This is a genomic window from Ruegeria sp. D3 (assembly GCF_056534465.1).
This window is the reverse complement of record NZ_JBQFPK010000001.1, coordinates 39,270-61,396: the sequence shown is the minus strand read 5'-3', so window position 1 is coordinate 61,396 and position 22,127 is coordinate 39,270. Positions and strand designations below refer to the sequence as shown.

Here is a 22,127-nt window from a genome sequence, read left to right as displayed (position 1 = left end):
AGGCATGGGAATTACCGCCTCAACCGATAAACTATCCCGGATATGTTCTGGGAGGAGCGCATGTCGTTCAGAAATAAGGTCAAATCGCACGCTGCCGTCGTCCTGACAAGCGAGGGATTGCAAAGCGCACGCCGAACGGTGCGGGAAACACGTCGACGGCTAAGCGGCACACCTCATGTCGTTCAATACTTCCACGACGTGAGCGATCCTTATTGTCACCTGAGTGTGCAACTTCTTGGCCAACTTCGCGACAAATATGACGTGCGGATCGAACCGCATCTCATGTCTCGCCCGACATCAGATATCCTGCCTGCGCCAGAACAATATCGGCACAACGTTCTGCTGGATTCTGTTAGATGGGCAAAACGATTGGGTTTGAATGCGCCGGGAAATATTTCGCCGGAAGGTCCCGTATTTGATCTGGCCGAGCGGCGGCTTGCAGCCGAGCTGAACGGGGCGGATTTTGTCAAAGCGGCTTCGCAGATTAGCCAAATGCTTTGGTCAGCCAAGGACATACCCGATGGGCCGCAGGCCGATCCGATACACGCGCGTGCAGATGGCGATCGGGCGTTGCAGGCCGCGGGGCATTACCTGGGTGGTACGGTTTCCTATGGTGGTGAATGCTATTGGGGGCCAGACCGGCTCTCCTATTTGGAAACTCGGCTTGAGACGCTTGGGCTGGGGCAAGCAAACCCGTTTATCGTGCCCGAGATCAGCGAACCCACGCTCGATGCTGCGGGACAGGAACTGGAGTTCTTCTTTTCTTTCCGCAGCCCTTATTCCTACCTCGCATTTGATCGCGTCCGGGATTTGACGGCCCGATCGAATGCGAAACTGATCCTTCGACCCGTGTTGCCGATGCTGATGCGGGGGCTTCCGGTTCCGAGTGCCAAATCGTCATACATTCTCAAGGATTGCGCCCGCGAGGCGCGACGGCTGGGCATCCCGTTTGGACGCATCAGCGACCCGTTGGGTGCGGGGGTCGAACGTGGATACGCTTTGTTGGACCATGCCGAGGCCCACGGGCGGCTGGCCGAATATTGCTCGTCCTTCATGACGGCGGTCTGGTCCAAGGGGATGGATGCCAGCACCGATGCTGGGCTGGCCTATATTGTCACGGCTGCCGGCCTGGATTGGAACGCGGCGAGGGGGCAGATTGAATCCTCACACTGGCGCGACAGGGTTGAAGCCAACCAGGCCAGACTGCAGCAAATAGGTCTTTGGGGGGTTCCTAGTTTTCACCTCGCGGGTCAAAGCGTATGGGGCCAGGATCGGCTTTGGGTTCTGGCAGACCTGTTGCGTGGCAAGGCTTAGTTTCACGGCCGAACGGATTGGAAAGACGCTGTAAATTGCCCAGAACATGATCGCGCAGGCCGCCCCCAAGCGTTTCCAAGTTGAGGTAATTCCTCAGCACATTCAGCCACAACACCAAGTTTCTCATTCAGAAAAAAAGCCCCGCAGCAAAAGGTGCGGGGCCGGATTTGTTGTTAGCAGTTTTGCCTATTCCTCGGCTTCTTCGTCACCCTGATCGGCGATCCATGCGACGCTAACGACCTCTTCGCCTTTCCCGGTGTTGAACACCCGCACGCCGCCCGCGCTGCGCGACCGGAAAGAAATGCCGTCGACCGGAACCCTGATCGACTGCCCCTTGGAGGTGGCCAGCATGATCTGATCGTCGATCTCGACCGGGAACGAGGCCACAAGCTCTCCGCCGCGCATGGCTTTGTCCATCGCCGCAACGCCCATGCCGCCACGCCCGCGCACGGGGTAATCGTGGCTGGAACTCAGCTTGCCTGCACCGCCCTTGGTGATCGTCAGGATCAAGTTTTCGGCTGCCGACATCTCGGCGTAGCGTTCCTGCGGGAGAACACTATCTGCGTTGCCTTCCTCGTCATCGCCCTCGGCCTCATCGGTGACACCGGCCATCAGGCGGCGCATCTTGAGGTAAGCCGCGCGCTCGTCCGAGCTCGCGTCGAAGTGACGGATGATCGACATCGAAACAACCTCATCCTCGCCGTTCAGGCGCACGCCCCGCACACCAACCGAGGATCGGCTGTTGAACACCCGCACATCCGTGGACGGGAAGCGGATCGCGCGGCCGGATTTGGTTACCAGCATCACGTCGTCATCTTCGGAACAGATGCGCGCGTTGATCAGCTTGGTTTCGGCGTGCTCGTCCTCGAACTTCATGGCGATTTTGCCATTGCGCTTGACGTTGGTGAAATCCGACAGACGGTTGCGCCGCACCGTGCCCGCGCTGGTGGCGAACATGATCTGCAGGTTTTCCCATTCCTCATCCGGCACATCCACCGGCATGATCGCCGCGATGGAGACACCGGTCGGGATCGGCAGGATGTTGACGATCGCCTTGCCCTTGCCGGTGCGTCCTGATTGCGGCAGGCGCCAGGTCTTGAGCTTGTAGACCATGCCATCAGTGGTGAAGAACAGCAGCTGCGTATGGGTGTTGGCCACGAAGAGGGTGGTGACTACGTCCTCTTCCTTGGTCTGCATTCCCGACAAGCCCTTGCCGCCACGCTTTTGCGCCCGGAAATCGGCAAGCGGCGTGCGCTTGATATAACCGCCCGAGGTGACGGTTACGACCATGTCTTCCCGCTCGATCAGGTCTTCGTCTTCCATGTCGCCGGACCAGTCGACGATCTCGGTGCGACGGGGGACGGCAAACTGCTCACGGACTTCGCGCAGCTCATCGCCGATGATCGACATGATGCGCTCGCGTGAGGACAGGATATCGAGGTATTCCTTAATCTTGGCCGCTAGTTGCTCCAGCTCGTCCGTGACCTCTTTGACGCCCAGTTGGGTCAGGCGCTGCAGGCGCAGTTCCAGAATGGCGCGGGCCTGAACCTCGGTCAGGTTATAGGTGCCGTCGTCGTTCATCTTGGACAGAGGATCGTCGATCAGACGCAGGTAGCCCTCGATCTCGGCCGCAGGCCAGCGGCGCGTCATCAGTTTCTCGCGCGCCTCGGCGGCGTCTGCCGAAGACCGGATCGTGGCAACCACTTCGTCTACGTTCGAGACGGCCACAGCCAGACCACACAGGATATGGCTGCGTTCCCGCGCTTTGCGCAGATCATAGGCTGTCCGGCGGGCGACGACGTCTTCGCGGAAGTCGATGAACGACGTCAGGAACCGGCGCAGGGTCAGTTGCTCGGGCCGCCCACCGTTCAGGGCCAGCATGTTGCAGCCAAAGGAGGTCTGCATCGGTGAGAAACGATAAAGCTGGTTCAGCACCACTTCGGGCGTCGCATCGCGCTTCAGTTCAACGACCACGCGCACGCCGTTGCGGTCGGACTCGTCCTGCACATGGGCCACGCCTTCGATGCGTTTTTCGCGCACCGCTTCGGCGATCTTTTCTATCATCGAGGCTTTGTTCACCTGATAGGGAATCTCGTCCACGACGATGGCGTAGCGGTCCTTGCGCAACTCTTCCACGCGCGTTTTCGCGCGGATGATGACGCTGCCACGGCCTTCCAGATAGGCTTTGCGTGCACCCGAGCGGCCCAACATGACGCCGCCGGTCGGAAAATCCGGGCCGGGGACGTATTCGATCAGTTGCTCCGACGTCAGGTCCGGATCGTCGATCAGCGCCAGCGTGGCATCGACCACTTCGCCCAGATTGTGTGGAGGGATATTCGTCGCCATACCAACAGCGATACCGCCAGCACCATTTACCAGCATGTTCGGAAACCGGGCAGGCAGGACGGTCGGCTCTTTATCCTTACCGTCGTAGTTGTCCTGAAAATCGACCGTCTCTTTTTCGATATCGGCCAGCAGAGAGGCGGCGGGCTTGTCCATCCGCACTTCGGTATATCGCATGGCCGCCGGGTTATCGCCGTCCATCGAGCCAAAGTTGCCCTGACCATCCAGCAGCGGCAGCGACATTGAGAAATCCTGTGCCATCCGCACCAGCGCGTCATAAATCGCGCTGTCACCGTGCGGGTGGTATTTACCCATCACATCGCCGACCGGACGGGCCGATTTGCGATAGGCCTTGTCATGCGTGTTGCCGGTTTCGTGCATCGCATACAGAATCCGCCGGTGCACCGGTTTCAGCCCGTCGCGCAGATCAGGGATCGCGCGGCTGACGATGACCGACATGGCATAATCCAGATAGGACGTGCGCATCTCGGATTCGATAGACACCGTCGGACCGTCATAAACGGGGCGCTCGGGCGGGGTTTCATCCATGTTTTCTGGGGTTTCTGGCGTATCGCTCACGTAAACTGCCCGATCTTTAGCTTGGGTCTATATCTTGTGGATGCACTCTATCAGACCCGGCACATAAGGTGCAAGCAAGCTGATCATTTCCGCCGAAAAAGCTAGGGTAACAGTTGGGTAACATATTGTTATCCAAGTATTAGGTGGTTTCCGTGCTACCCTAAAGAGACCTTGCAATAAACTTGGAGGTCTGAATGACGCAAAGCGAAACCGAATTGATGCTGAAAGGGTACGGGCTGACAACGGCGGAATTCTTCTACCACATGCCCGACTATATCCACGTCCTGAACACGTTCATCTGGCAGGATTACGATCTTGCCCCGGACCATCCGAAACTGTTCGACTTCATCGAATTCTGGCAGCACGAGATCGACGGCCCGCTGCATTCCGTGCGCTATACGCATCGCAAGATGATCGCACCGGGTGAATGGCGCAACATGGTGGGTGAGTTTCGAGTAAATTAGCGGATCAGCCGACCCGCCATGCATAGACTGAGCAGCCGGTTGAACCGCTGCCTGTAAAGCTGTTGCCATCTTCGGACAGGCGTCCACGCCAAGTCACCGTTATGCCCGGGAAGTAATCTGTACCGCTGAGTTGCTGATCGTTCAGAAAGACCACAGTGTTGGCGTTCTGTCCCAATGAATCAGTGAGGCTTCCGGTAAACTTATTCCCGCCCGCGTTGGCATAATTGATTGATCCCGTAACCTTGATGATCAAGGCGCAGGTCGCTTTGTATTGCCAGCTTCCGGTCAGGGTCACAGCCGGTGCTGTCGGTGTTCGGGCAGAGGCCACGGCTTTGCAAACCGTTCCGCTTTTTGCGTCAAGCTCCTCTAGCGCGTGTTTCGTGCCCAGATCATCAGCGCCCAGTTCCGAGCCACTGGCGGACAGATAGTTGGCAAAAGCGCGTCGGGTTCTGGGGCCTGCGATTCCGTCCGCTCTACCGGCGCTACATCCAAGCCTGTTCAATGCAGCTTGTGTTTCGCGCATGACCTTAATGTCATCGGAAACAACTGGTAGCTCATTGTCGAAGGGAACAGTGTCATCGGTCTGCGTTAAGGTATCTGAGCTGACCAAAACCTCTCGGAGTTGCAGTGCAACTTGATAGGAATAGTCATCAGATTGATCCGAGTAGTTTTCAAGAAACGTGTCGAAAGCGGCAATCGTGCCGACGGACCGCGCAATGCTCAGATCGGCGCGAATATCCGTTGCGGGTGCCGCTGCGACTTCCGTGGTTTCCAGAGCGGCGGGTGTGAAATAGAAATCACCCAGCAATTCGTCATAATACGCAGGGACTTGGTTATGCTGAACGGTTTGGGAAAGGTCGCGCACTTCGGTGCGCAGATCGGCGACCATACTGCGCAATTCCAGCCCGGGTTCTGACAGGCGCGGCAGCAGGGCGCGGGTGAACACCGAGTTTTGCGCCGCGTCCTCATCGCTCAGCCGGTCCAGGGCCATTTGACCAGCGCCAGCCGAGAAAATCACGAACATCCCTTGCGGCGTGTTGATCCGACCAAGACCACGTGTTCCGCCGATGCTGCGCCCATTCGTCGTTTCAAAAGGGTTGTCGCGGCATGCATCGATGATCGCAATAGAGGTCCGCGCACCAGTGGCACGCACACGATCCAACAGGCTCGACAGGGCTATGGACTCGGCTTTTACAAAGCCGGTCTCGCCGGACGTGGGGGTTACAATGTCGGTCGGCAGCAGATAATTCTCTCCGTCGATTTCGACGCCATGTCCTGCGAAGAAAACAAACGCGGTATCGCCCGCATCCAGTCGAGATGTGAATTCTGAAATGCGCTGATTCATGCCGCGACGATCAAGGTTGAGGCCGGTGATCGTCTGAAAGCCTAAACCTTGCAGTTTTTCCGACACTGCCTCGGCATCGGCTACGGCCTTTTGCAAATCGACCACTGTATCGTAGCTGTCATTTCCGATGACGAGGGCCAGACGCTCTTGCGCGAACAAGGGCATGCCAATGACCGCAAACCAAACGATCCAAAACCATTTCATCCGGGCTACCTTTCATAAGTCGACCTGCGGAAAACATAGCGTGTAGCAGTGAAAAGGTCAGTGACTTCGATTACATTGCCTTGTCAGGCATGGATCGTAGATTTTGAAGCGTGTTTGCTTATGATCTGTTTTAAAGAGTGACCGTTCGAGGAGGAGCAGATGAACAGGTTAAGTTTCGTGATCGCAGTCGCGACCATGTTGGGCAGTCCGGTTTTGGCGGACGGCATAATGGGAAACCTGAAAAAAGGGGCCGAGAAGGTCGGGCAAACTGTCGGCAAAGGTGTCGATGCGGTCGGTGATACCGTAGATTCGACCACTGAACTTTTGTCAAACGAGGCCACACCGGAAGAAACGCGTGCCAAGTTGGACGCTATGGCCAGCCAGATCTTGAACCAGCTCATGGTCGAAAACCCACAGGCTCAGGCGCTATATGACGTAAGCGCAGGGTATGCTGTGTTTGATTCCCGTAAAATCACTGTATTCCCGGTTGCCGCAGGTTACGGGCGTGGGGTGGCCGTTTCGAAAGAAACGGGCGAGCACACCTACATGAACATGGGCACGGGCGGTGTAGGGGCTGCGCTTGGCATTGGCGGATTTGAAACGAAATATGTGATCCTGTTCGAAACTCAGGCAGATTTGGACAAGTTTATCGACCAAGGATACGATGCAACTGCAGAAGCCGAAGCCATGCACGGCTACGAAAAAGAGGGCGATACCCTGCGTTTTACCGATGGGCGGTCATTCTTTGTGCTCAGTAAAAAAGGCTGGCGCGTGTCCGCAGGGGCTTCGGGAACTAAATACTGGAAGTCTCCTGAACTGAACTAGCCTGAACAGCTCGCACCACCCAACACGCAAAACTTGGCGCAATGAGGATGGTTCAGATGCACGTCCGCTTCGGCTTCGGCCAGAGTGGACCCCATTTCGAACTCGGGCTCATACGCCAACAAGGTGCAGGCCAGAACCGCGGGCTTTTCCGCGCCTTTGCGTTTCACGACCATCCGCGCATTTGAACACATGACGGCTTCGGGGGATTTGTCCAGAATGGCCCAACAAGCTGTTGTGATCTCGGGTACTTCGATGGTTTCATCCATTTCGGGGAACAGAACGGTTTGAGCCGGGTTCTGCGCGTCAATGTCAAAACCGTGTTGCTGGAAGAATGACGCATATCCGGCCCGGCTGTCAGCATCACTGTCGCCCCACACGGTACGACCGGCAACTGCCATCTGAAACCCGTTGTCGCGCAACCACTCCATTCCGGTTACCGTCTTGGCAAAGCTGCCTTTGCCGCGCTCTTCATCATGCAGGGCAGGGTTGTAGTGGTCGACGGAAATCCGAAGGGTCAGCTTATCCCCATAATCCTGCTGCAACGCCAGCAGTCCGTCGCGCATCTTCCGGCGCATCATTGGCACCATCGCATTGGTCAGAATCAAAACCTCATAACCGCGTTCAAGAGCGGAGCGGGTCATGTCGATCATCTCGGGGTTCATGAACGGCTCGCCGCCGGTAAAGCCGATCTCGCGTATGGGCCAGTTTCGCTGTTCGATCTGGTCCAGATAGTCGCGCACTTCGTCAGCAGTGATATAGACCAGTGCGTCATTGGTCGGGCTGCTGAGAATATAGCAGTTCTGGCATTCGATGTTGCACAAGGTACCAGTGTTGAACCACAACGTTTCGGGGTTCTTCAACGCCACCGTCGCACGGGCTTGCCCGTCCGCCGTTACCAATTTGTCCTGAAATTTGCCGATATTGGCGCTGCTTGGGGCGTTGTCTTTCATTCCGGTATCCGGTTCTTTGAAGTCATGTCACTGAATTAGCTGTTTGATATGTGTTCGTTAAGTGCGACATCAACGACCTGACAAAGTTTTGAAGATGAGGATAATGGCTCCGATGGTTGCGCTAACATTGGACATAACCCAGAGGGCAAGGTAAGGAAAACACATGGTTTCTCGTGTTATCCCTGTTGATCCGTTCGACCTGGTCATATTTGGCGGAACCGGTGATCTTGCGCAGCGCAAGATCCTGCCGGCGCTGTTTCGCCGGTTTTGCGCCGGGCAATGGGCCGAGGGCGCGCAACTCATCGGGGCTGCGCGGACCAATTATGACAGCGTTTCGTTTCGTAAAGCCGTCCGCGAATCGCTTTTGAAATTCGCTGCAAAGCAGTGCAAAAACGGTCCTGCGTTAGAGGCATTTTTGCAGCGTATCGATTATGTCTCGCTTGACGGTTCGTCAAATGATGGGTGGGTGCAATTGGCGGACAAGCTCAAACCCGAGCGGGTCCGGGCGTTCTACTTTTCAGTAGGGCCAAACCTGTTCGGACCCTTGGCCGAGAGGATCGAGGCTCATGACCTGATTTCACCATTGACGCGGATCGTGGTGGAAAAGCCTTTTGGCCATGATCTGGCCAGTGCTCAGGCGCTGAACGCGACTTTGGCCGCTTATTTCTCGGAAAAACAGATTTACCGGATCGATCACTATCTTGGAAAAGAGACGGTCCAGAACCTGATGGCCGTGCGCTTTGGGAACATGCTGTTCGAACCGCTCTGGAACAGTCAATATGTCGATCACATCCAGATAACGGTGGCCGAGTCCGTCGGGATTGACGGGCGCGAAGAGTATTACGATCGCGCGGGTGCGATGCGTGACATGATGCAGAACCACCTGATGCAGCTGTTGTGCCTGATCGCGATGGAGCCTCCGGCGAAGTTTGACCCCGACGCCGTGCGGGACGAAAAACTCAAGGTGATCCGCGCTCTGGACCCGGTCGAGCCGCACCATATCGTTCGCGGCCAGTTCGAGGATGAAGATACCGGGTATCGCCAAATCGTAGGCAATCCGCGCTCGACCACGGAAAGCTACGTGGCGCTGAAGGCGCATGTCAGCAATTGGCGATGGGCGGGCACTCCATTCTATTTGCGCACCGGCAAGCGGTTGGTCGCGCGGTCTTCGGTGATCAACGTAATGTTCAAGGACGCGCCGCACTCGATCTTTGGCGCTGACGCCGGCCGGCACGCGAATGTCTTGTCAATCCGGTTGCAACCAAACGAAGGCATTACCTTGAAGGTGACGATCAAAGAGCCGGGGCCGGGCGGTATGCGTTTGGTCGACGTGCCGCTGGACATGAGTTTTGCCGAGGCATTGGGGCCGGAAAATCAGGACCCACCCGACGCGTATGAGCGGTTGGTGATGGACGTCATACGCGGCAACCAGACCCTGTTCATGCGCGGCGATGAGGTCGAGGCCGCATGGGCCTGGACCGATCCGGTTATTGCGGGTTGGCAGGCGCGCGGCGATGTGCCGAAACCATATGATAGTGGCAGCACAGGTCCGGGCGACGCCGAGCTGCTGATGAAACGAGACGGTCGCCGCTGGCAAGGAATAAACCCATGAAAATTCAGGAATACCCCGACCGGGACATGCTGGCTATCGACGTTGCCAACGCGTTGGCCGGAGAGCTTGAGGCCGCCTTGCTGCACCATGACATGGTCTCGTTCGCGGTGCCCGGCGGCACCACGCCGGGGCCGATCTTTGACGGATTGTGCGCCGCTGATCTGGAGTGGGACCGCGTTCGCATCCTGCCCACCGATGAACGCTGCGTCCCCGGTGACAGCGAGCGTTCGAATGAACGACTGATCCGTCAACGCTTGCTGACAAATCGCGCTTCGGTCGCGCAATATGTTCCCCTGTATGTCGACGGTAAAGACCCGGACGCAGTTCTGCCCGAGATCGAAAGCCTTATCTCCCCGGTTCTGCCCTTGTCTGTCCTGGTTCTGGGCATGGGCGAGGACATGCACACTGCCTCGCTGTTTCCGGGGATGGAGGGGCTTGCCGCTGCCTTGGACAGTCACGCACCGCCGCTGGCCGTTGCGCGTACACAGACCCAGCCCGAGGCACGCATTTCGCTGACGGCACCCGTACTGGACGGAGCGCTGTCCAAGCATCTGGTTATTTTCGGCGCGGCCAAGCGCGACGCTTTGAACAAGGCGATGGCCTTGCCGCCGGAAGAGGCACCGATTGGTGCTGTTCTCAGCGGTATGACAGTTCATTGGGCGGAGTGAGGCGATGAAACTGGATGATCTCAAGAGTCTGTCGGGCGACACAAAGACCATTCTGCAGCTGTTCGATCAGCACCCCGACCGGGCGCAGGCGTTTTCAGCCTCGACCGGTGATTTGTTGTTCGACTATTCCAAGACCCAGATTGACGCCGACATTCGCACAGCTCTGATCGGTCTTTGCGACCAATCGAATCTGGCTGATCGTCGTGATGCCATGTTCTCGGGCGCTAAGATCAACGAAACCGAAGGCCGCGCGGTTTTGCATACAGCGCTGCGTAACCTCGACGGTGGCCCGGTCGAGGTCGACGGGCTGGATGTCATGCCCGACGTTCTGGACACTCTGCAACGGATGCGGGTCTTTGCTGAAGAAGTGCGTGGGGGAACCTATGCTGGGGCAGGGGGCAGTTTTACCGATGTGGTGAATATCGGCATTGGCGGGTCCGATTTGGGGCCGGTGATGGCGACGCATGCGCTGTCGCCGTATCGCGACGGCCCTCGGGTACACTATGTATCCAATGTGGATGGGGCACATATCGCGGATATTCTGCGCCAGCTGGACCCGACGCGTACTCTGGTGATTGTTGCCTCGAAAACCTTCACAACGATCGAAACCATGACCAATGCCCGTACGGCACGGGCTTGGATGTCCGAGGGGGGCGGCGATCCGGCACGCCAATTCGCCGCCGTCTCAAGCGCCATGGACAAAACCCGGGCCTTTGGCATTCCCGAAGAGCGCGTGTTCGGGTTTGCCGATTGGGTCGGCGGGCGATACTCGGTTTGGGGGCCGGTGGGCTTGCCGGTGATGATCGCCGTGGGATCGAACGCGTTTGACGCATTCCTGAGCGGCGCTCAGTCGATGGACGTTCATTTCCGGGCCGCCGATTGGATCGAGAATATGCCGGTGATGCTGGCCCTTGTGGGTATATGGCATCGGCAAGTGCAGGGGCACGCCAGCCGAGCGGTTTTGCCCTATGATCAACGTCTTCTGCGTCTGCCCGCCTATTTCCAACAGCTTGAGATGGAGTCGAACGGCAAATCCGTCGCGATGGATGGTTCAACCTTGGATGTACCCTCGGGGCCTGTGGTCTGGGGGGAACCCGGAACCAACGGTCAGCATGCCTTTTACCAACTGATCCACCAAGGCACCGACGTGATCCCGTGCGAGTTCATGGTCGCAGCCCAAGGACACGAGCCTGAATTGGCCCATCATCATCGCTTGTTGCTGTCCAACTGTCTGGCGCAATCCGAGGCGTTAATGCGAGGTCGATCCTTGGAGGAGGCGCGAAACCGGATGGCCGCTAAGGGGCTGGACGGGGCCGAGCTAGAACGTCAGGCGCGCCACCGTGTCTTTCCCGGTAATCGTCCGTCGACCACGTTGATCTATCCGCAGCTTACACCGTTTGTGCTTGGTCAGATCATTGCGCTTTATGAACACCGTGTATTTGTCGAAGGTGTTCTGCTGGGTATCAACTCGTTCGATCAATGGGGTGTCGAACTGGGTAAAGAGCTTGCGACTTCGCTGGGTCCGATCGTGGACGGAGAGGAAGACACCGCTGGAAAAGATGGTTCGACTGCCGCTTTGGTCGAATACGCGTTGCGACACCGGGCTGAGTAACCCTCTGCTTGCCGCCGTGCGGGCGCATAAATTTGTTGTAAGGCAATGGATTGCTTGGCAGGGTTTTCCCAATCACTTGGTCTTTCAACTGGCCGAGCTAATATGTGGTGCCGCCGACAAGAAGCGGTATCAATAAAGGGAGGATGTCCATGCTAGGACAAATGATGACGCAGCCGCTGCTGATCTCGTCGCTCATTGTGCACGCGGATCGGTACCACGGCCAAACCGAGATCATCTCGGTCGAGACAGACGGGTCGGTGACCGAAAGCAACTGGTCACAAGTGTCCACGAACGCGCGCAAGCTGGCGTCGGCGCTGACGGCATTGGGGCAAGACCCTCAAGCGCGGATCGGAACACTGGCATGGAACAATCGTCGGCATCTTGAAATCTATTATGGAACCTCTGGTGCCGGGTTTGTCTGTCATACGATCAACCCCCGCCTTTTCCCTGAACAGCTGACTTACATCATCAACCACGCGCAGGACCGTGTGCTGTTCTTCGACGCGACCTTTATTCCTCTGGTCGCGGCGCTGAAGGACCATCTGACCGAGGTCGAACACTTTGTTCTGATGGGACCGCGAAACGAGGATGTGATTGCCCAAGTCCCCGGCGTGCAGTTTTATGACGAGCTGATCGAGACAGGCGATGCGGGCTTCGAATGGCCGAGTTTTGACGAAAACACCGCATCCAGCCTGTGTTACACCTCTGGCACGACCGGAAACCCCAAAGGGGTGCTGTATTCCCATCGCTCGACTGTGCTGCATAGCTTTGGTTCAAACACGCGCGACGTGATCGGGTATTCGGCGATGGATGTGGTCATGCCTGTAGTGCCGATGTTCCATGTGAACGCGTGGGGCTCACCCTATGCTTGCGCCATGTCGGGGTCTCGCATGGTTCTGCCCGGGCCGGATCTGCATGGTGAAGCATTGGTCAAGCTGATCGACGCTTATGGTGTGACGCTTGCTATGGGGGTTCCGACGATCTGGCAGGGCTTGTTGGCCTATGCACAGAAATCGGGCAGCAAGTTAGACAGCCTTGAACGTACTGTGATCGGCGGCGCCGCGTGCCCACCGTCGATGATTGAGACATTCCGCGAAACCTATGGCGTGGACACGGTTCATGCTTGGGGCATGAGCGAAATGAGCCCGCTTGGAACCGCGAATTACCCTTTGGCAAAGCATGGTGACCTGCCAATCGAAGAACAACACAAACTGCGCGAAAGCCAGGGACGCCCGTGTTATGGGGTCGAACTGAAGATCGTGGACGATGACGGGAACGAACTTCCCAATGATGGAGAAACGCAAGGTGACCTGATGGTGCGCGGCCATTGGGTTTTGGATAACTATTTCCAGATGCAGGATGATGATCTGCTGCAGGATGGTTGGTTTGCTACTGGCGATGTCGCCACGCTGGACCCAGACGGTTACATGACCATTCGGGACCGATCCAAAGACATCATCAAGTCAGGTGGCGAGTGGATCAGTTCGGTTGAGCTGGAAAACATCGCCGTGGCTCATCCCAAACTGGCTACGGCTGCCGTCATCGGCGTTCCCCACCCGAAATGGGATGAACGCCCTTTACTTGTTGCGGTCAAGGCTGAAGGCCAAGACCCGAGTGAAGATGAGCTGTTGGCGTTTTTTGACGGTAAGATTGCCAAATGGCAGGTGCCGGACAAGGTGGTCTTTGTAGATGCACTGCCGCTGAACGCGACGGGAAAGGTGCTTAAACGCAATCTGCGCGCAGATTTCGAAAACGCACTGAAAGCTTAGGTTCGTAGAACTAGAGAGAATGGCTCCGGCGGTAGGGATCGAACCTACGACCAATTGATTAACAGTCAACTGCTCTACCGCTGAGCTACGCCGGAACGGTTCGCGCCGTATAGCAATCACAATCTCTGCCGTCCAGAGGGGAGAGGGAAGTTTTTTGACGAAAAAAAATCGACCGCAGGACGACGATCATTTCATGCCAAATCAGTGTGCCATCGAAGGGGATTTGGCTCCGGCGGTAGGGATCGAACCTACGACCAATTGATTAACAGTCAACTGCTCTACCGCTGAGCTACGCCGGAACTGAGGGCCGTATAACAACCCCGAAAATTGCCGTCCAGAGGGGAACGACCCGAAATAACGAAAAATTTCTCTGATCATGCAATTCGATGGAATTCGGCGTCTATAGCTAGGTTTCCTTTCGGTGAAGCCATTGATTTTATAGTTAAATCGACCAAATGAGCGAACACGTTACGTTCGGCGGCAGGAAGCAACGCTTTGGGAGTTTCGATGTAGATACGCTCAGCCAATTGTCGCGCCGTGCCGGGTTGATCGGCAAGCGCACTCAGAATCTGTGCCTCGCGTGTCAGGCGATGCTGTATCAGCCAATCCAGCCGGGCAGCAGGATCAGTGATAGGAGCACCGTGTCCTGCGTGAAAGGTTGACCAAGTGCGGTCGCGCAGACGGTGACAGGCTTGCATAAAGTCCGTCAGATCTCCGTCCGGGGGTGATACCAATGAGCTGGCCCATCCCATAACATGATCGGCGGTGAAGCATGTATTGCCCCAGCCCAAAGCGATGTGGTTGCCCAAGTGCCCCGGGGTATGAATGACTTCAAGCTGCCACTCGTCACCTTCGATGGTTTCGCCATCGGCGAGTTCGATATCCGGACGAAAGGCGGTATCGATTCCTTCGCCGCCGCCGGCCAGTCCCTGTTGCGCCAGGTCCGCCATCACCGTACTGCGTCCGGCTTCGGGGCCTCCAAAAGCCAGAATCGGCGCGCCGGTGCGCCCCGCCAATAGAGCGGCGAGCGGAGAGTGATCCAGATGGGTATGCGTGACGATGATATGGCTTATGCGTTGACCCGCTTGAAGGGCGGATAAAATCGCGTCCAGATGTGTCTCGCTCATCGGTCCGGGGTCGATGACTGCGCAATCCTTTGTGCCCAGCAAATAGGTATTCGTCCCGCGATACGTCATCGGCGACGGGTTCGGCGCCAGAATGCGCCTAAGCCCGGCTTGCAATTCGACCGCTTGGCCGGGCGGTGGGTTGAAATCATCGGGGGCCTGCATTCTGCGCTCTTTCTCTTGTCCGATCAGCCCGTTAGGTTTAGCGCATGTCGAGTGCATGGCTCAAACCCTATATGCCGCGAAGTCTTTATGCGCGAGCGGCCCTGATACTGGTTCTGCCAGTGATCGTACTGTTGCTTGTTGTTGGCATCGCCTTTTTGCAGAAACACCTTGAAGACGTGACAGAGCAGATGACACGCACGGCTTCCCGAGAGGTGATGCTTGTGCTTGCGACGATGCAGGATGCCGAGACCCAGCAGCAAGCCATGGCCGAGATTCGGCCTGATCTGAGCGCGCTTGAGATGAAGGTGCGTTTCCTTGGCATCAATGAACGCCCCGAAGTTGGTTATCGCCGATGGTACGATTTCATTGCGCCGCAGGTCGATTCCGATTTGCATGCCTTTCTACCCAATCTGGTGGCAATTGCGCTGCCCAGTGGGGATGAAGCGCGCCTATATTTGAATACAGATTTGGGATTGTTGCAGCTTACAATGGATCGGCGACGCTTGTCTCCGGCTGCTCCGCACCAGCTGATTGTGACGATGGTGTTTTTTGCGGTCATCATGACGTCGATATCGTTCTTGTATATGCGCAACCAACTGCGTCCGATTACCCGGTTGGCTGATGCAGCGCAGGCGTTTGGCCGTGGCAGGGTAGTACCGTACGCGCCCGGAGGCGCAATTGAGGTCAGAGCCGCGGGAAACGCTTTTCTCGATATGCGCGCCCGAATCGAGCGGCAAATGGAACAGCGCACCATGATGTTGTCAGGTGTCAGCCACGATCTGCGCACTCCCTTGACCCGTCTGAAACTGGGGCTGTCGATGTTGCCCGAAGATGAAGCCACGCCGTTGCAAAAAGACGTGGACGAAATGCAGCTGCTGCTGGACGCGTTTCTCGACTTTTCACGCGGTGCGGCGGAAGGCGCGCCCGAACAGGTGGATCCGTCTGAGTTGTTGAAACAGATCGTCAACGACGCCCAACGGGCCGGGCATACCGCTGAACTTGTCGCAACCGAAGGCTCGGGTACCGCCATGTTGCGTCCAACGTCGATCCGCCGGGCTGTCGAGAATCTGATCGGAAATGCTGTTCGATACGGAAACCGAGCTGAGGTCAGCCTATCGCTTACCCCCAAAACGCTGCGTATCCGGGTCGAAGATGACGGGCCGGGCATTCCGCCAGAACAGCGCACCGAGGCCGTGAAACCGTTCTCGCGCCTGGACCCGGCGCGCAACCAGAATCAAGGCAGCGGTGTTGGCCTGGGGCTTGCAATTGTTGCGGATATTGCCCGCGCACACGGGGGTGTTTTGCGGCTTGGGAAAAGTGAACGCCTGGGCGGGCTCAGCGCGGATATCATCATAGGACGGTAAATTTGGTAGGCCCGGCAGGACTTGAACCCGCAACCAAAGCGTTATGAGCGCTCTGCTCTAACCAATTGAGCTACAGGCCCGTCTGAGCGCTTTGAGTATCACGGTGAACGCCCGCGTCAAGCCTGACCGTTGCAACGACGGCCACAATCGACTAACCCGCGCGGGAACCATTCATAAGGGGTTGGCCATGACAGCGGGCAAGAACGGAATCACCTATGCGGACGCGGGTGTTGATATTGATGCAGGCAACGCGCTGGTCGACCGGATCAAACCTGCGGCCAAGCGGACCAATCGCTCGGGCGTGATGAGCGGGCTGGGCGGATTCGGCGCTCTGTTCGACCTCAAGGATGCGGGCTACACCGATCCTATTCTGGTGGGCGCGACCGATGGTGTGGGCACCAAGCTGCGTATCGCTATTGATACCGGCGTGGTTGATGGCGTTGGCATTGATCTGGTGGCCATGTGCGTCAACGATCTGATCTGTCAGGGCGCCGAGCCTCTGTTTTTCCTCGACTACTTCGCCACCGGCAAGCTGGACACGGATACTGCCGCGCGGATCATCGAAGGCATCGCCGAGGGCTGTGTGCAGTCCGGCTGTGCCCTTATCGGTGGTGAGACGGCGGAAATGCCCGGCATGTACCCCGATGGCGATTTTGATCTGGCCGGGTTCTCGGTCGGCGCGATGGAGCGTGGCGCGCATCTGCCCGCAGGCGTGCAGCAGGGCGACGTGCTGCTGGGGCTGGCGTCGAACGGGGTGCATTCCAACGGCTATTCGCTGGTTCGCAAACTGGTCGAGATTTCGGGGCTAGGATGGGACGCCGAGTCGCCGTTCAGCGACGGTACGCTGGGTGAGGCACTGCTGACGCCGACGCGTCTTTATGTCAAGCAGGCGCTGCAAGCGATCCGGGCAGGTGGCGTTCACGCGCTGGCCCATATCACCGGTGGTGGTTTGACAGAAAACCTGCCGCGTGTCTTGCCCGAAGGGCTGGGTGCCGGGATCGACCTGAACGCCTGGGATTTGCCGCCCGTCTTCCGTTGGATGGCTGAAACCGGTGGGATTGCCGAGACTGAGATGTTGAAAACCTTCAACTGCGGTATCGGCATGATCGTAGTCTGCGCCGAAGACCGCGCCGATGAACTGGCCGATCTGCTGGTCGAAGCTGGGGAAACCGTATCGCGCATCGGCACAGTGACCGACGCGGCCGGTGTGGCCTACACTGGCAAACTGCTGTGAGCCACAAGCGCGTTGCCATCCTGATCTCGGGCGGGGGATCCAACATGGTGTCGCTGGTCGATTCCATGACCGGCGACCACCCCGCGCGACCCTGTCTGGTGCTGTCCAATGATGCGCAGGCTGGGGGGCTGGTCAAGGCGGCTGAGCGGGGCATCCCGACGGCTTCGGTCGATCACCGTCCGTTCAAAGGCGACCGCGCTGCGTTCGAGGCAGAGCTGCTGAAACCGCTTGAGGCCGCGCAGCCTGATATCGTCTGTCTGGCTGGGTTCATGCGTGTTCTGACCGGAGATTTTGTATCGCGCTTTCAGGGGCGGATGCTGAACATCCACCCTTCACTGTTGCCGAAATACAAGGGCTTGAACACGCATGCCCGCGCGATCGAGGCAGGCGATGAGGAACATGGATGTTCGGTTCACGAGGTAACGGCGGCATTGGATGACGGTCCGATCCTTGGCCAAGCCCGTTTGCAGATTGAGCCAAACGACACACCTACGACTCTGGCGGCACGGGTTCTGGTGTGGGAACATAAGCTCTATCCAGCCGTGTTGCGCCGCTTTAGCTCTGGCGACCACACACCTGTGTTGCTGCCCTGATCGCCGCAGAGTGATTTACACGCCAGTGTTATTCGGCCTATGGTCTGGGCTATCGCCCTGAACGGCACAAAAGCGACGGGCTACGACGAAAAACAAGAGCAAAAACCCACCGCGCATGAAGACCCTGACAACGACGCAAGAGCTGGCCGAATACTGCAAGGCCGCTGCAAGCCATGACTATGTGACAATCGATACCGAGTTCCTGCGCGAGCGGACGTATTATTCGAAACTCTGTCTGGTGCAATTGGCGGTGCCATCTTCGGACGAGAACAGCGCAGTGCTTGTCGATCCACTGTCTGAGGGATTGTCGCTTGAGCCTCTGTACGAACTGTTCAGAAACGAGGGTGTGGTAAAGGTTTTTCACGCGGCCCGCCAGGATCTTGAGATCTTCTGGGTTGAAGCAAATGTGTTCCCGACGCCCCTGTTCGATACCCAAGTTGCCGCGATGGTTTGCGGCTTCGGAGAGCAGGTCGGTTATGAAACGTTGGTGCGCAAGATTTGCAAGCAGGGTTTGGACAAGACCTCGCGCTTCACCGACTGGTCTCGCCGTCCGTTGTCGGACGCGCAAAAGACCTATGCCTTGGCTGATGTGACCCACCTGCGACAGATCTACGAACATCTGGCGAAAGAGTTGAATAAAACAGAACGCAGCCATTGGGTTGCTGAAGAACTGCGCATACTGACCCACCCCGAAACCTATGATGTCCGCCCGGCAGATGCGTGGAAACGGGTTAAGACGCGAACGAACTCGGCCAAGTTTTTGGCTGTGGTACGTGAGTTGGCCCAGTTTCGCGAGGCCTATGCGCAAGAAAACAACGTACCCCGCAGCCGTGTGTTCAAGGACGACGCGCTGATCGAGTTGGCCTCGACCAAGCCGAAATCCCCGTCTGATCTTGGTGGCTCGCGTTTGTTGCTTCGCGAGGCGCGCAAAGGCGCGATTGCCGAAGGTATTCTAGCGGCCGTTAAAAAGGGTGTGAATTGCCCGCCTGACCAGATGCCGCGTGTTGATAACAGCCGCGACAAGCTAAAGGTCAATCCGGCGTTGGCCGATCTGCTGCGGGTATTGCTAAAGTCCAAGACCGAAAGTTCGGGCGTGGCAGCAAAACTGATCGCCACCAGCTCGGAGTTGGATCAGATCGCGGCGGGCGAGCGTGACCTGCCTGCGATGTCAGGTTGGCGGTTCGAAGTGTTTGGCGAAGACGCCCTTAAACTGTGCGAAGGTAAGATCGCCTTGGCAGCCAAGGGCCAGTCGGTCAAAGTCGTGTCGTTGTAGCCGACTTAGCGTCGCCGCGATTCCAGAGCATTTTCCTGACCGACCACGCGAACCAGACGGATGCCTTGCAGATCGTCTTGTGACACGTTGATTGCATCCAACACCTGACGTGACCGTTCAGTCCCTTGATTGGTTGCTGTGGCCGGATACGATACGCGGAAGGTATATTCCAGTACGCCGTTCTTCTGGTTTTCCTCACTTTCAACGCGAACGAGTCGGGCATCATAGGCGCCCTGACGTGCAGCGACACCAGTGACCAGAATGATCGCACCCCCGGGTGTTGGGTCGATCCTCAGCTCATCAACGCGTGCAATAGCAACGCTGTTGTCCACGGGGTCTGGCCGACTGAATAGGCCGGCGCCTTCACGTTGTTTGGGCACCAGTGCGTTTGGGTCATTGGCCAAAGCCTGTGTCGGTGCAGGTGCGGGCGTGCTGGACCCAAACCAGTTGGTCGGATTTACACGCGACTCGCGCCATCCGCTACAAGCCGACAGTGTTAGCGTGGCGACCAAAAGAACAGACAGTGTTTTTTGCATGGATTTATAGCTCTGACCGGTATTTCCCGCACTGGCCTAACGCAAATTCCCTGCTTTGAAAACCCACGCTGGGGCTGGACAGGCAGGGGGCAGAGGCATAGGTCACGATTGTGACCGCAATGAAAGGACCGCAGGGATATGGCAACGCCTGCCTTTGAAGACATCGTCGAGGATTTCGAGTTTCTGGAAGACTGGGAAGACCGCTATCGCCATGTCATTGAGCAGGGCAAGGCTATGGAACCCCTTGCGGACGCGCTGAAAGTTCCCGCAACCAAGGTTCATGGCTGCGCCAGTCAGGTCTGGCTGCATCCGGTTATCGAAGCTGGAGTATTTAGGTTTGACGGAGACAGCGACGCGCTGATCGTGCGCGGCCTGATCGCGGTTTTGCGGGCTTTGTACAATGGCGTGCCAGTTGCCGAGGTTGCCAAGGTTGACGCCGGCGCAGAATTGGCGCGATTGGGCCTGAACGACCACCTCTCAGCGCAGCGGTCCAATGGTCTGCGGGCGATGATCGAGCGTATTCGCGAAGTTGCGCAAGAGAACGCGTGACGTAACTCAGCCGCGATTGGCCCAATCTGTTAACGTCGACTCGAGATCGCCATATCCGGTGAAACGCCTTTCGAATGCCAGGCCAAGGCGGTCGGCGCATTCCTGAGCGCGTTTCGTCAGCAACGGGTCGTCAGTCTGAGCCTGATAGACCAGTTTCGTGTAGTTGCCGAAATACATGTCGCGCAATTCAGGATGCCGGTCCAGGCCCAGCGGCTTCCAAACAAAGGCGTCAAACTGGCGTGCCAGAAAATCGGTCAGGTAGAAGGCAGTTGTTTCATCCTCGCCGCGTGCGTCGAAAACATCATTGCCTTCAAAAAACGAATAGCAATGCGGGCCTTTGACCATCTCGACGCCCAATTCTGCACAAGCGTTTTGCAGCAGGCCGCCAGTACCGCAATCGGCATAGACCACATAGATCGTGTCGTACTGCGTGCGATGTTTGGTGATTGCATCCTGCACGGCCTGAGTAATCCGCTCGGGATGGACATGTAAGATGGCGGGCAAGCAAGTCAGATCCATATGGTCCCAACCATTGCGGTTCTTCAGGTCCAGAATCTCGCGTGCCAGCGCGCCGCAAGCCAGCAACAGAATTTGCCCTTGCGCAGCGGACTCGTATCCGTCTGTCGTCAAGCTTGCATCGTCTGGCAGATTGTCCTGCGGCATGGCTTGGCTCCTGCGCCTAAGATGTAAACGAAAAGGGCCGCCCGTTGCCGGACGGCCCTGAATTCAGATGTCCGTCTGATCAGCCCGCCAGTTGGTTGTGCTTGCGCGACACGAAGTCTTTCGCGGTCTCAACGGCGACGGCAGCGTCGCGGCAATATGCGTCGGCACCAATGGCTTTTCCGAACTCTTCGTTCAGCGGAGCGCCACCGACCAGTACGATGTATTCTTCGCGCAAACCTTGCTCGACCAGAGTATCGATCACGACTTTCATGTACGGCATGGTGGTTGTCAGCAGGGCCGACATGCCCAGAATGTCGGGCTTTTCGGTTTCCAGTGCTTCCAGGTAGTTCTCGACCGGGTTGTTGATGCCGATATCGACGACCTCAAAACCAGCACCTTCCATCATCATCGACACAAGGTTTTTGCCGATGTCGTGGATGTCGCCCTTGACGGTGCCGATCACCATCTTGCCAACGCGCGGTGCGCCGGTTTCGGCCAGCAGCGGCTTCAGGATGGACATGCCGCCCTTCATCGCGTTTGCGGCTAGCAGAACTTCGGGAACAAACAGGATGCCGTCGCGGAAGTCGTGGCCTACGATGGTCATACCGCCAACCAGCGCCTTGGTCAGAATGTCATAGGGGGTCCATCCGCGTTCCAGCAGGATGTTCACACCTTCTTCGATTTCTTCCTTCAAACCGTCGTAAAGATCGTCGAACATCTGTTCGACCAATTCCTCGTCATTCAGTTCGGACAGGACGATGTCTTCTTCATCGGACATTGGGTGTTTCCCTAGAGCTGTTCGGGCTTGGCGCCCATTGGTGGCATTTTTTTCGTTTTGGCCAAAACGTCGCATTTAGACTGTGACGATTGCGACCTTGGCGGTTCCGAGACCGACCTATACGTCAAAATATTGATCAACTCGACGTCATAATCTGCAAGAT

General features: G+C 57.3%; 19 protein-coding genes and 3 tRNA genes. 12 read left to right on the top strand and 10 right to left on the bottom strand.

What is annotated here, in order from left to right; translation table 11 throughout:
* Nucleotides 1–60 precede the first annotated feature (60 nt).
* A complete protein-coding gene (locus ACR0DX_RS00290) occupies nt 61–1,314 on the top strand; it encodes a DsbA family protein (RefSeq protein WP_170354316.1) in 1,254 nt (417 codons plus the stop codon).
* Between the two features lie 186 nt (nt 1,315–1,500).
* Here the strand turns inward: ACR0DX_RS00290 and gyrA are convergent, their stop codons facing one another.
* Nucleotides 1,501–4,236 (bottom strand): DNA gyrase subunit A, encoded by a 2,736-nt coding sequence (gyrA, locus tag ACR0DX_RS00285; protein ID WP_170724259.1) that lies wholly within the window; start codon nt 4,234–4,236, stop codon nt 1,501–1,503.
* Between the two features lie 194 nt (nt 4,237–4,430).
* Between gyrA and ACR0DX_RS00280 the strand changes: the two genes are divergently transcribed.
* Nucleotides 4,431–4,700 (top strand): usg protein, encoded by a 270-nt coding sequence (locus tag ACR0DX_RS00280; RefSeq protein ID WP_170354314.1) that lies wholly within the window; start codon nt 4,431–4,433, stop codon nt 4,698–4,700.
* A gap of 4 nt (nt 4,701–4,704) precedes the next feature.
* Here ACR0DX_RS00280 and ACR0DX_RS00275 read toward each other — a convergent pair whose 3' ends face one another.
* Nucleotides 4,705–6,249, bottom strand: coding sequence for a caspase family protein (locus ACR0DX_RS00275; RefSeq protein ID WP_170354313.1), 1,545 nt, complete (start codon nt 6,247–6,249; stop codon nt 4,705–4,707).
* A gap of 159 nt (nt 6,250–6,408) precedes the next feature.
* Here ACR0DX_RS00275 and ACR0DX_RS00270 point away from each other — a divergent pair, with 159 nt between their 5' ends.
* Nucleotides 6,409–7,074: a lipid-binding SYLF domain-containing protein gene (locus ACR0DX_RS00270; RefSeq protein ID WP_170354312.1), complete on the top strand. Its 666-nt coding sequence runs from the start codon at nt 6,409–6,411 to the stop codon at nt 7,072–7,074.
* On the opposite strand, the gene ACR0DX_RS00265 is transcribed toward ACR0DX_RS00270, so the two are convergent.
* Nucleotides 7,071–8,024 (bottom strand): radical SAM family protein, encoded by a 954-nt coding sequence (locus ACR0DX_RS00265; RefSeq protein ID WP_170354311.1) that lies wholly within the window; start codon nt 8,022–8,024, stop codon nt 7,071–7,073. The genes ACR0DX_RS00270 and ACR0DX_RS00265 overlap by 4 nt on opposite strands.
* Before the next feature lie 163 nt (nt 8,025–8,187).
* Between ACR0DX_RS00265 and zwf the strand changes: the two genes are divergently transcribed.
* The 4 genes from zwf (at nt 8,188) to ACR0DX_RS00245 (ending at nt 13,685) form a co-directional block, all read left to right on the top strand.
* Nucleotides 8,188–9,636 (top strand): glucose-6-phosphate dehydrogenase, encoded by a 1,449-nt coding sequence (zwf, locus tag ACR0DX_RS00260; RefSeq protein WP_170354310.1) that lies wholly within the window; start codon nt 8,188–8,190, stop codon nt 9,634–9,636.
* Nucleotides 9,633–10,304, top strand: coding sequence for a 6-phosphogluconolactonase (pgl, locus tag ACR0DX_RS00255; RefSeq protein ID WP_170354309.1), 672 nt, complete (start codon nt 9,633–9,635; stop codon nt 10,302–10,304). The genes zwf and pgl overlap by 4 nt, the downstream gene beginning before the upstream one ends.
* A 4-nt stretch (nt 10,305–10,308) precedes the next feature.
* On the top strand, nt 10,309–11,916 hold the full coding sequence (gene pgi, locus ACR0DX_RS00250) for a glucose-6-phosphate isomerase (RefSeq protein ID WP_480844821.1): 1,608 nt from the start codon (nt 10,309–10,311) through the stop codon (nt 11,914–11,916).
* Between the two features lie 149 nt (nt 11,917–12,065).
* The gene (locus ACR0DX_RS00245) at nt 12,066–13,685 is read left to right on the top strand and encodes a long-chain-fatty-acid--CoA ligase (RefSeq protein ID WP_170354307.1); all 1,620 of its coding nucleotides are present in this window, start codon (nt 12,066–12,068) and stop codon (nt 13,683–13,685) included.
* Nucleotides 13,686–13,705: 20 nt separating this feature from the next.
* Here ACR0DX_RS00245 and ACR0DX_RS00240 read toward each other — a convergent pair.
* The 3 genes from ACR0DX_RS00240 to ACR0DX_RS00230 form a co-directional block, all read right to left on the bottom strand.
* A tRNA-Asn gene (locus ACR0DX_RS00240) sits at nt 13,706–13,780 on the bottom strand.
* A gap of 129 nt (nt 13,781–13,909) precedes the next feature.
* Nucleotides 13,910–13,984 (bottom strand) — tRNA-Asn (locus tag ACR0DX_RS00235).
* Nucleotides 13,985–14,059: 75 nt separating this feature from the next.
* Entirely contained in the window at nt 14,060–14,974 is a 915-nt protein-coding gene (locus ACR0DX_RS00230) for an MBL fold metallo-hydrolase (protein ID WP_170354433.1), read from the bottom strand.
* Nucleotides 14,975–15,018: 44 nt separating this feature from the next.
* Here ACR0DX_RS00230 and ACR0DX_RS00225 point away from each other — a divergent pair, with 44 nt between their 5' ends.
* The gene (locus ACR0DX_RS00225) at nt 15,019–16,338 is read left to right on the top strand and encodes an ATP-binding protein (protein ID WP_170354306.1); all 1,320 of its coding nucleotides are present in this window, start codon (nt 15,019–15,021) and stop codon (nt 16,336–16,338) included.
* Between the two features lie 3 nt (nt 16,339–16,341).
* Here the strand turns inward: ACR0DX_RS00225 and ACR0DX_RS00220 are convergent.
* A tRNA-Ile gene (locus ACR0DX_RS00220) sits at nt 16,342–16,418 on the bottom strand.
* 107 nt (nt 16,419–16,525) lie between these two features.
* Between ACR0DX_RS00220 and purM the strand changes: the two genes are divergently transcribed.
* From purM to rnd, 3 genes are all read left to right on the top strand, one after another.
* Nucleotides 16,526–17,572 (top strand): phosphoribosylformylglycinamidine cyclo-ligase, encoded by a 1,047-nt coding sequence (gene purM / locus ACR0DX_RS00215; RefSeq protein WP_170354305.1) that lies wholly within the window; start codon nt 16,526–16,528, stop codon nt 17,570–17,572.
* Nucleotides 17,569–18,165 carry a phosphoribosylglycinamide formyltransferase gene (gene purN / locus ACR0DX_RS00210; RefSeq protein WP_170354304.1) on the top strand — a complete coding sequence of 199 codons (597 nt, stop codon included), beginning with the start codon at nt 17,569–17,571 and terminating at the stop codon, nt 18,163–18,165. The genes purM and purN overlap by 4 nt, the downstream gene beginning before the upstream one ends.
* Nucleotides 18,166–18,280: 115 nt before the next feature.
* The gene (rnd, locus tag ACR0DX_RS00205; RefSeq protein WP_170354303.1) at nt 18,281–19,438 is read left to right on the top strand and encodes a ribonuclease D; all 1,158 of its coding nucleotides are present in this window, start codon (nt 18,281–18,283) and stop codon (nt 19,436–19,438) included.
* Nucleotides 19,439–19,443: 5 nt separating this feature from the next.
* On the opposite strand, the gene ACR0DX_RS00200 is transcribed toward rnd, so the two are convergent.
* Nucleotides 19,444–19,974 carry a hypothetical protein gene (locus ACR0DX_RS00200; protein ID WP_170354302.1) on the bottom strand — a complete coding sequence of 177 codons (531 nt, stop codon included), beginning with the start codon at nt 19,972–19,974 and terminating at the stop codon, nt 19,444–19,446.
* 138 nt (nt 19,975–20,112) lie between these two features.
* Between ACR0DX_RS00200 and ACR0DX_RS00195 the strand changes: the two genes are divergently transcribed.
* Nucleotides 20,113–20,523 (top strand): SufE family protein, encoded by a 411-nt coding sequence (locus ACR0DX_RS00195; protein ID WP_170354301.1) that lies wholly within the window; start codon nt 20,113–20,115, stop codon nt 20,521–20,523.
* Between the two features lie 6 nt (nt 20,524–20,529).
* Here the strand turns inward: ACR0DX_RS00195 and ACR0DX_RS00190 are convergent, their stop codons facing one another.
* On the bottom strand, nt 20,530–21,186 hold the full coding sequence (locus ACR0DX_RS00190) for a DUF1638 domain-containing protein (protein WP_170354300.1): 657 nt from the start codon (nt 21,184–21,186) through the stop codon (nt 20,530–20,532).
* 79 nt (nt 21,187–21,265) lie between these two features.
* Nucleotides 21,266–21,964 (bottom strand): corrinoid protein, encoded by a 699-nt coding sequence (locus ACR0DX_RS00185; RefSeq protein WP_170354299.1) that lies wholly within the window; start codon nt 21,962–21,964, stop codon nt 21,266–21,268.
* Nucleotides 21,965–22,127 lie beyond the last annotated feature (163 nt).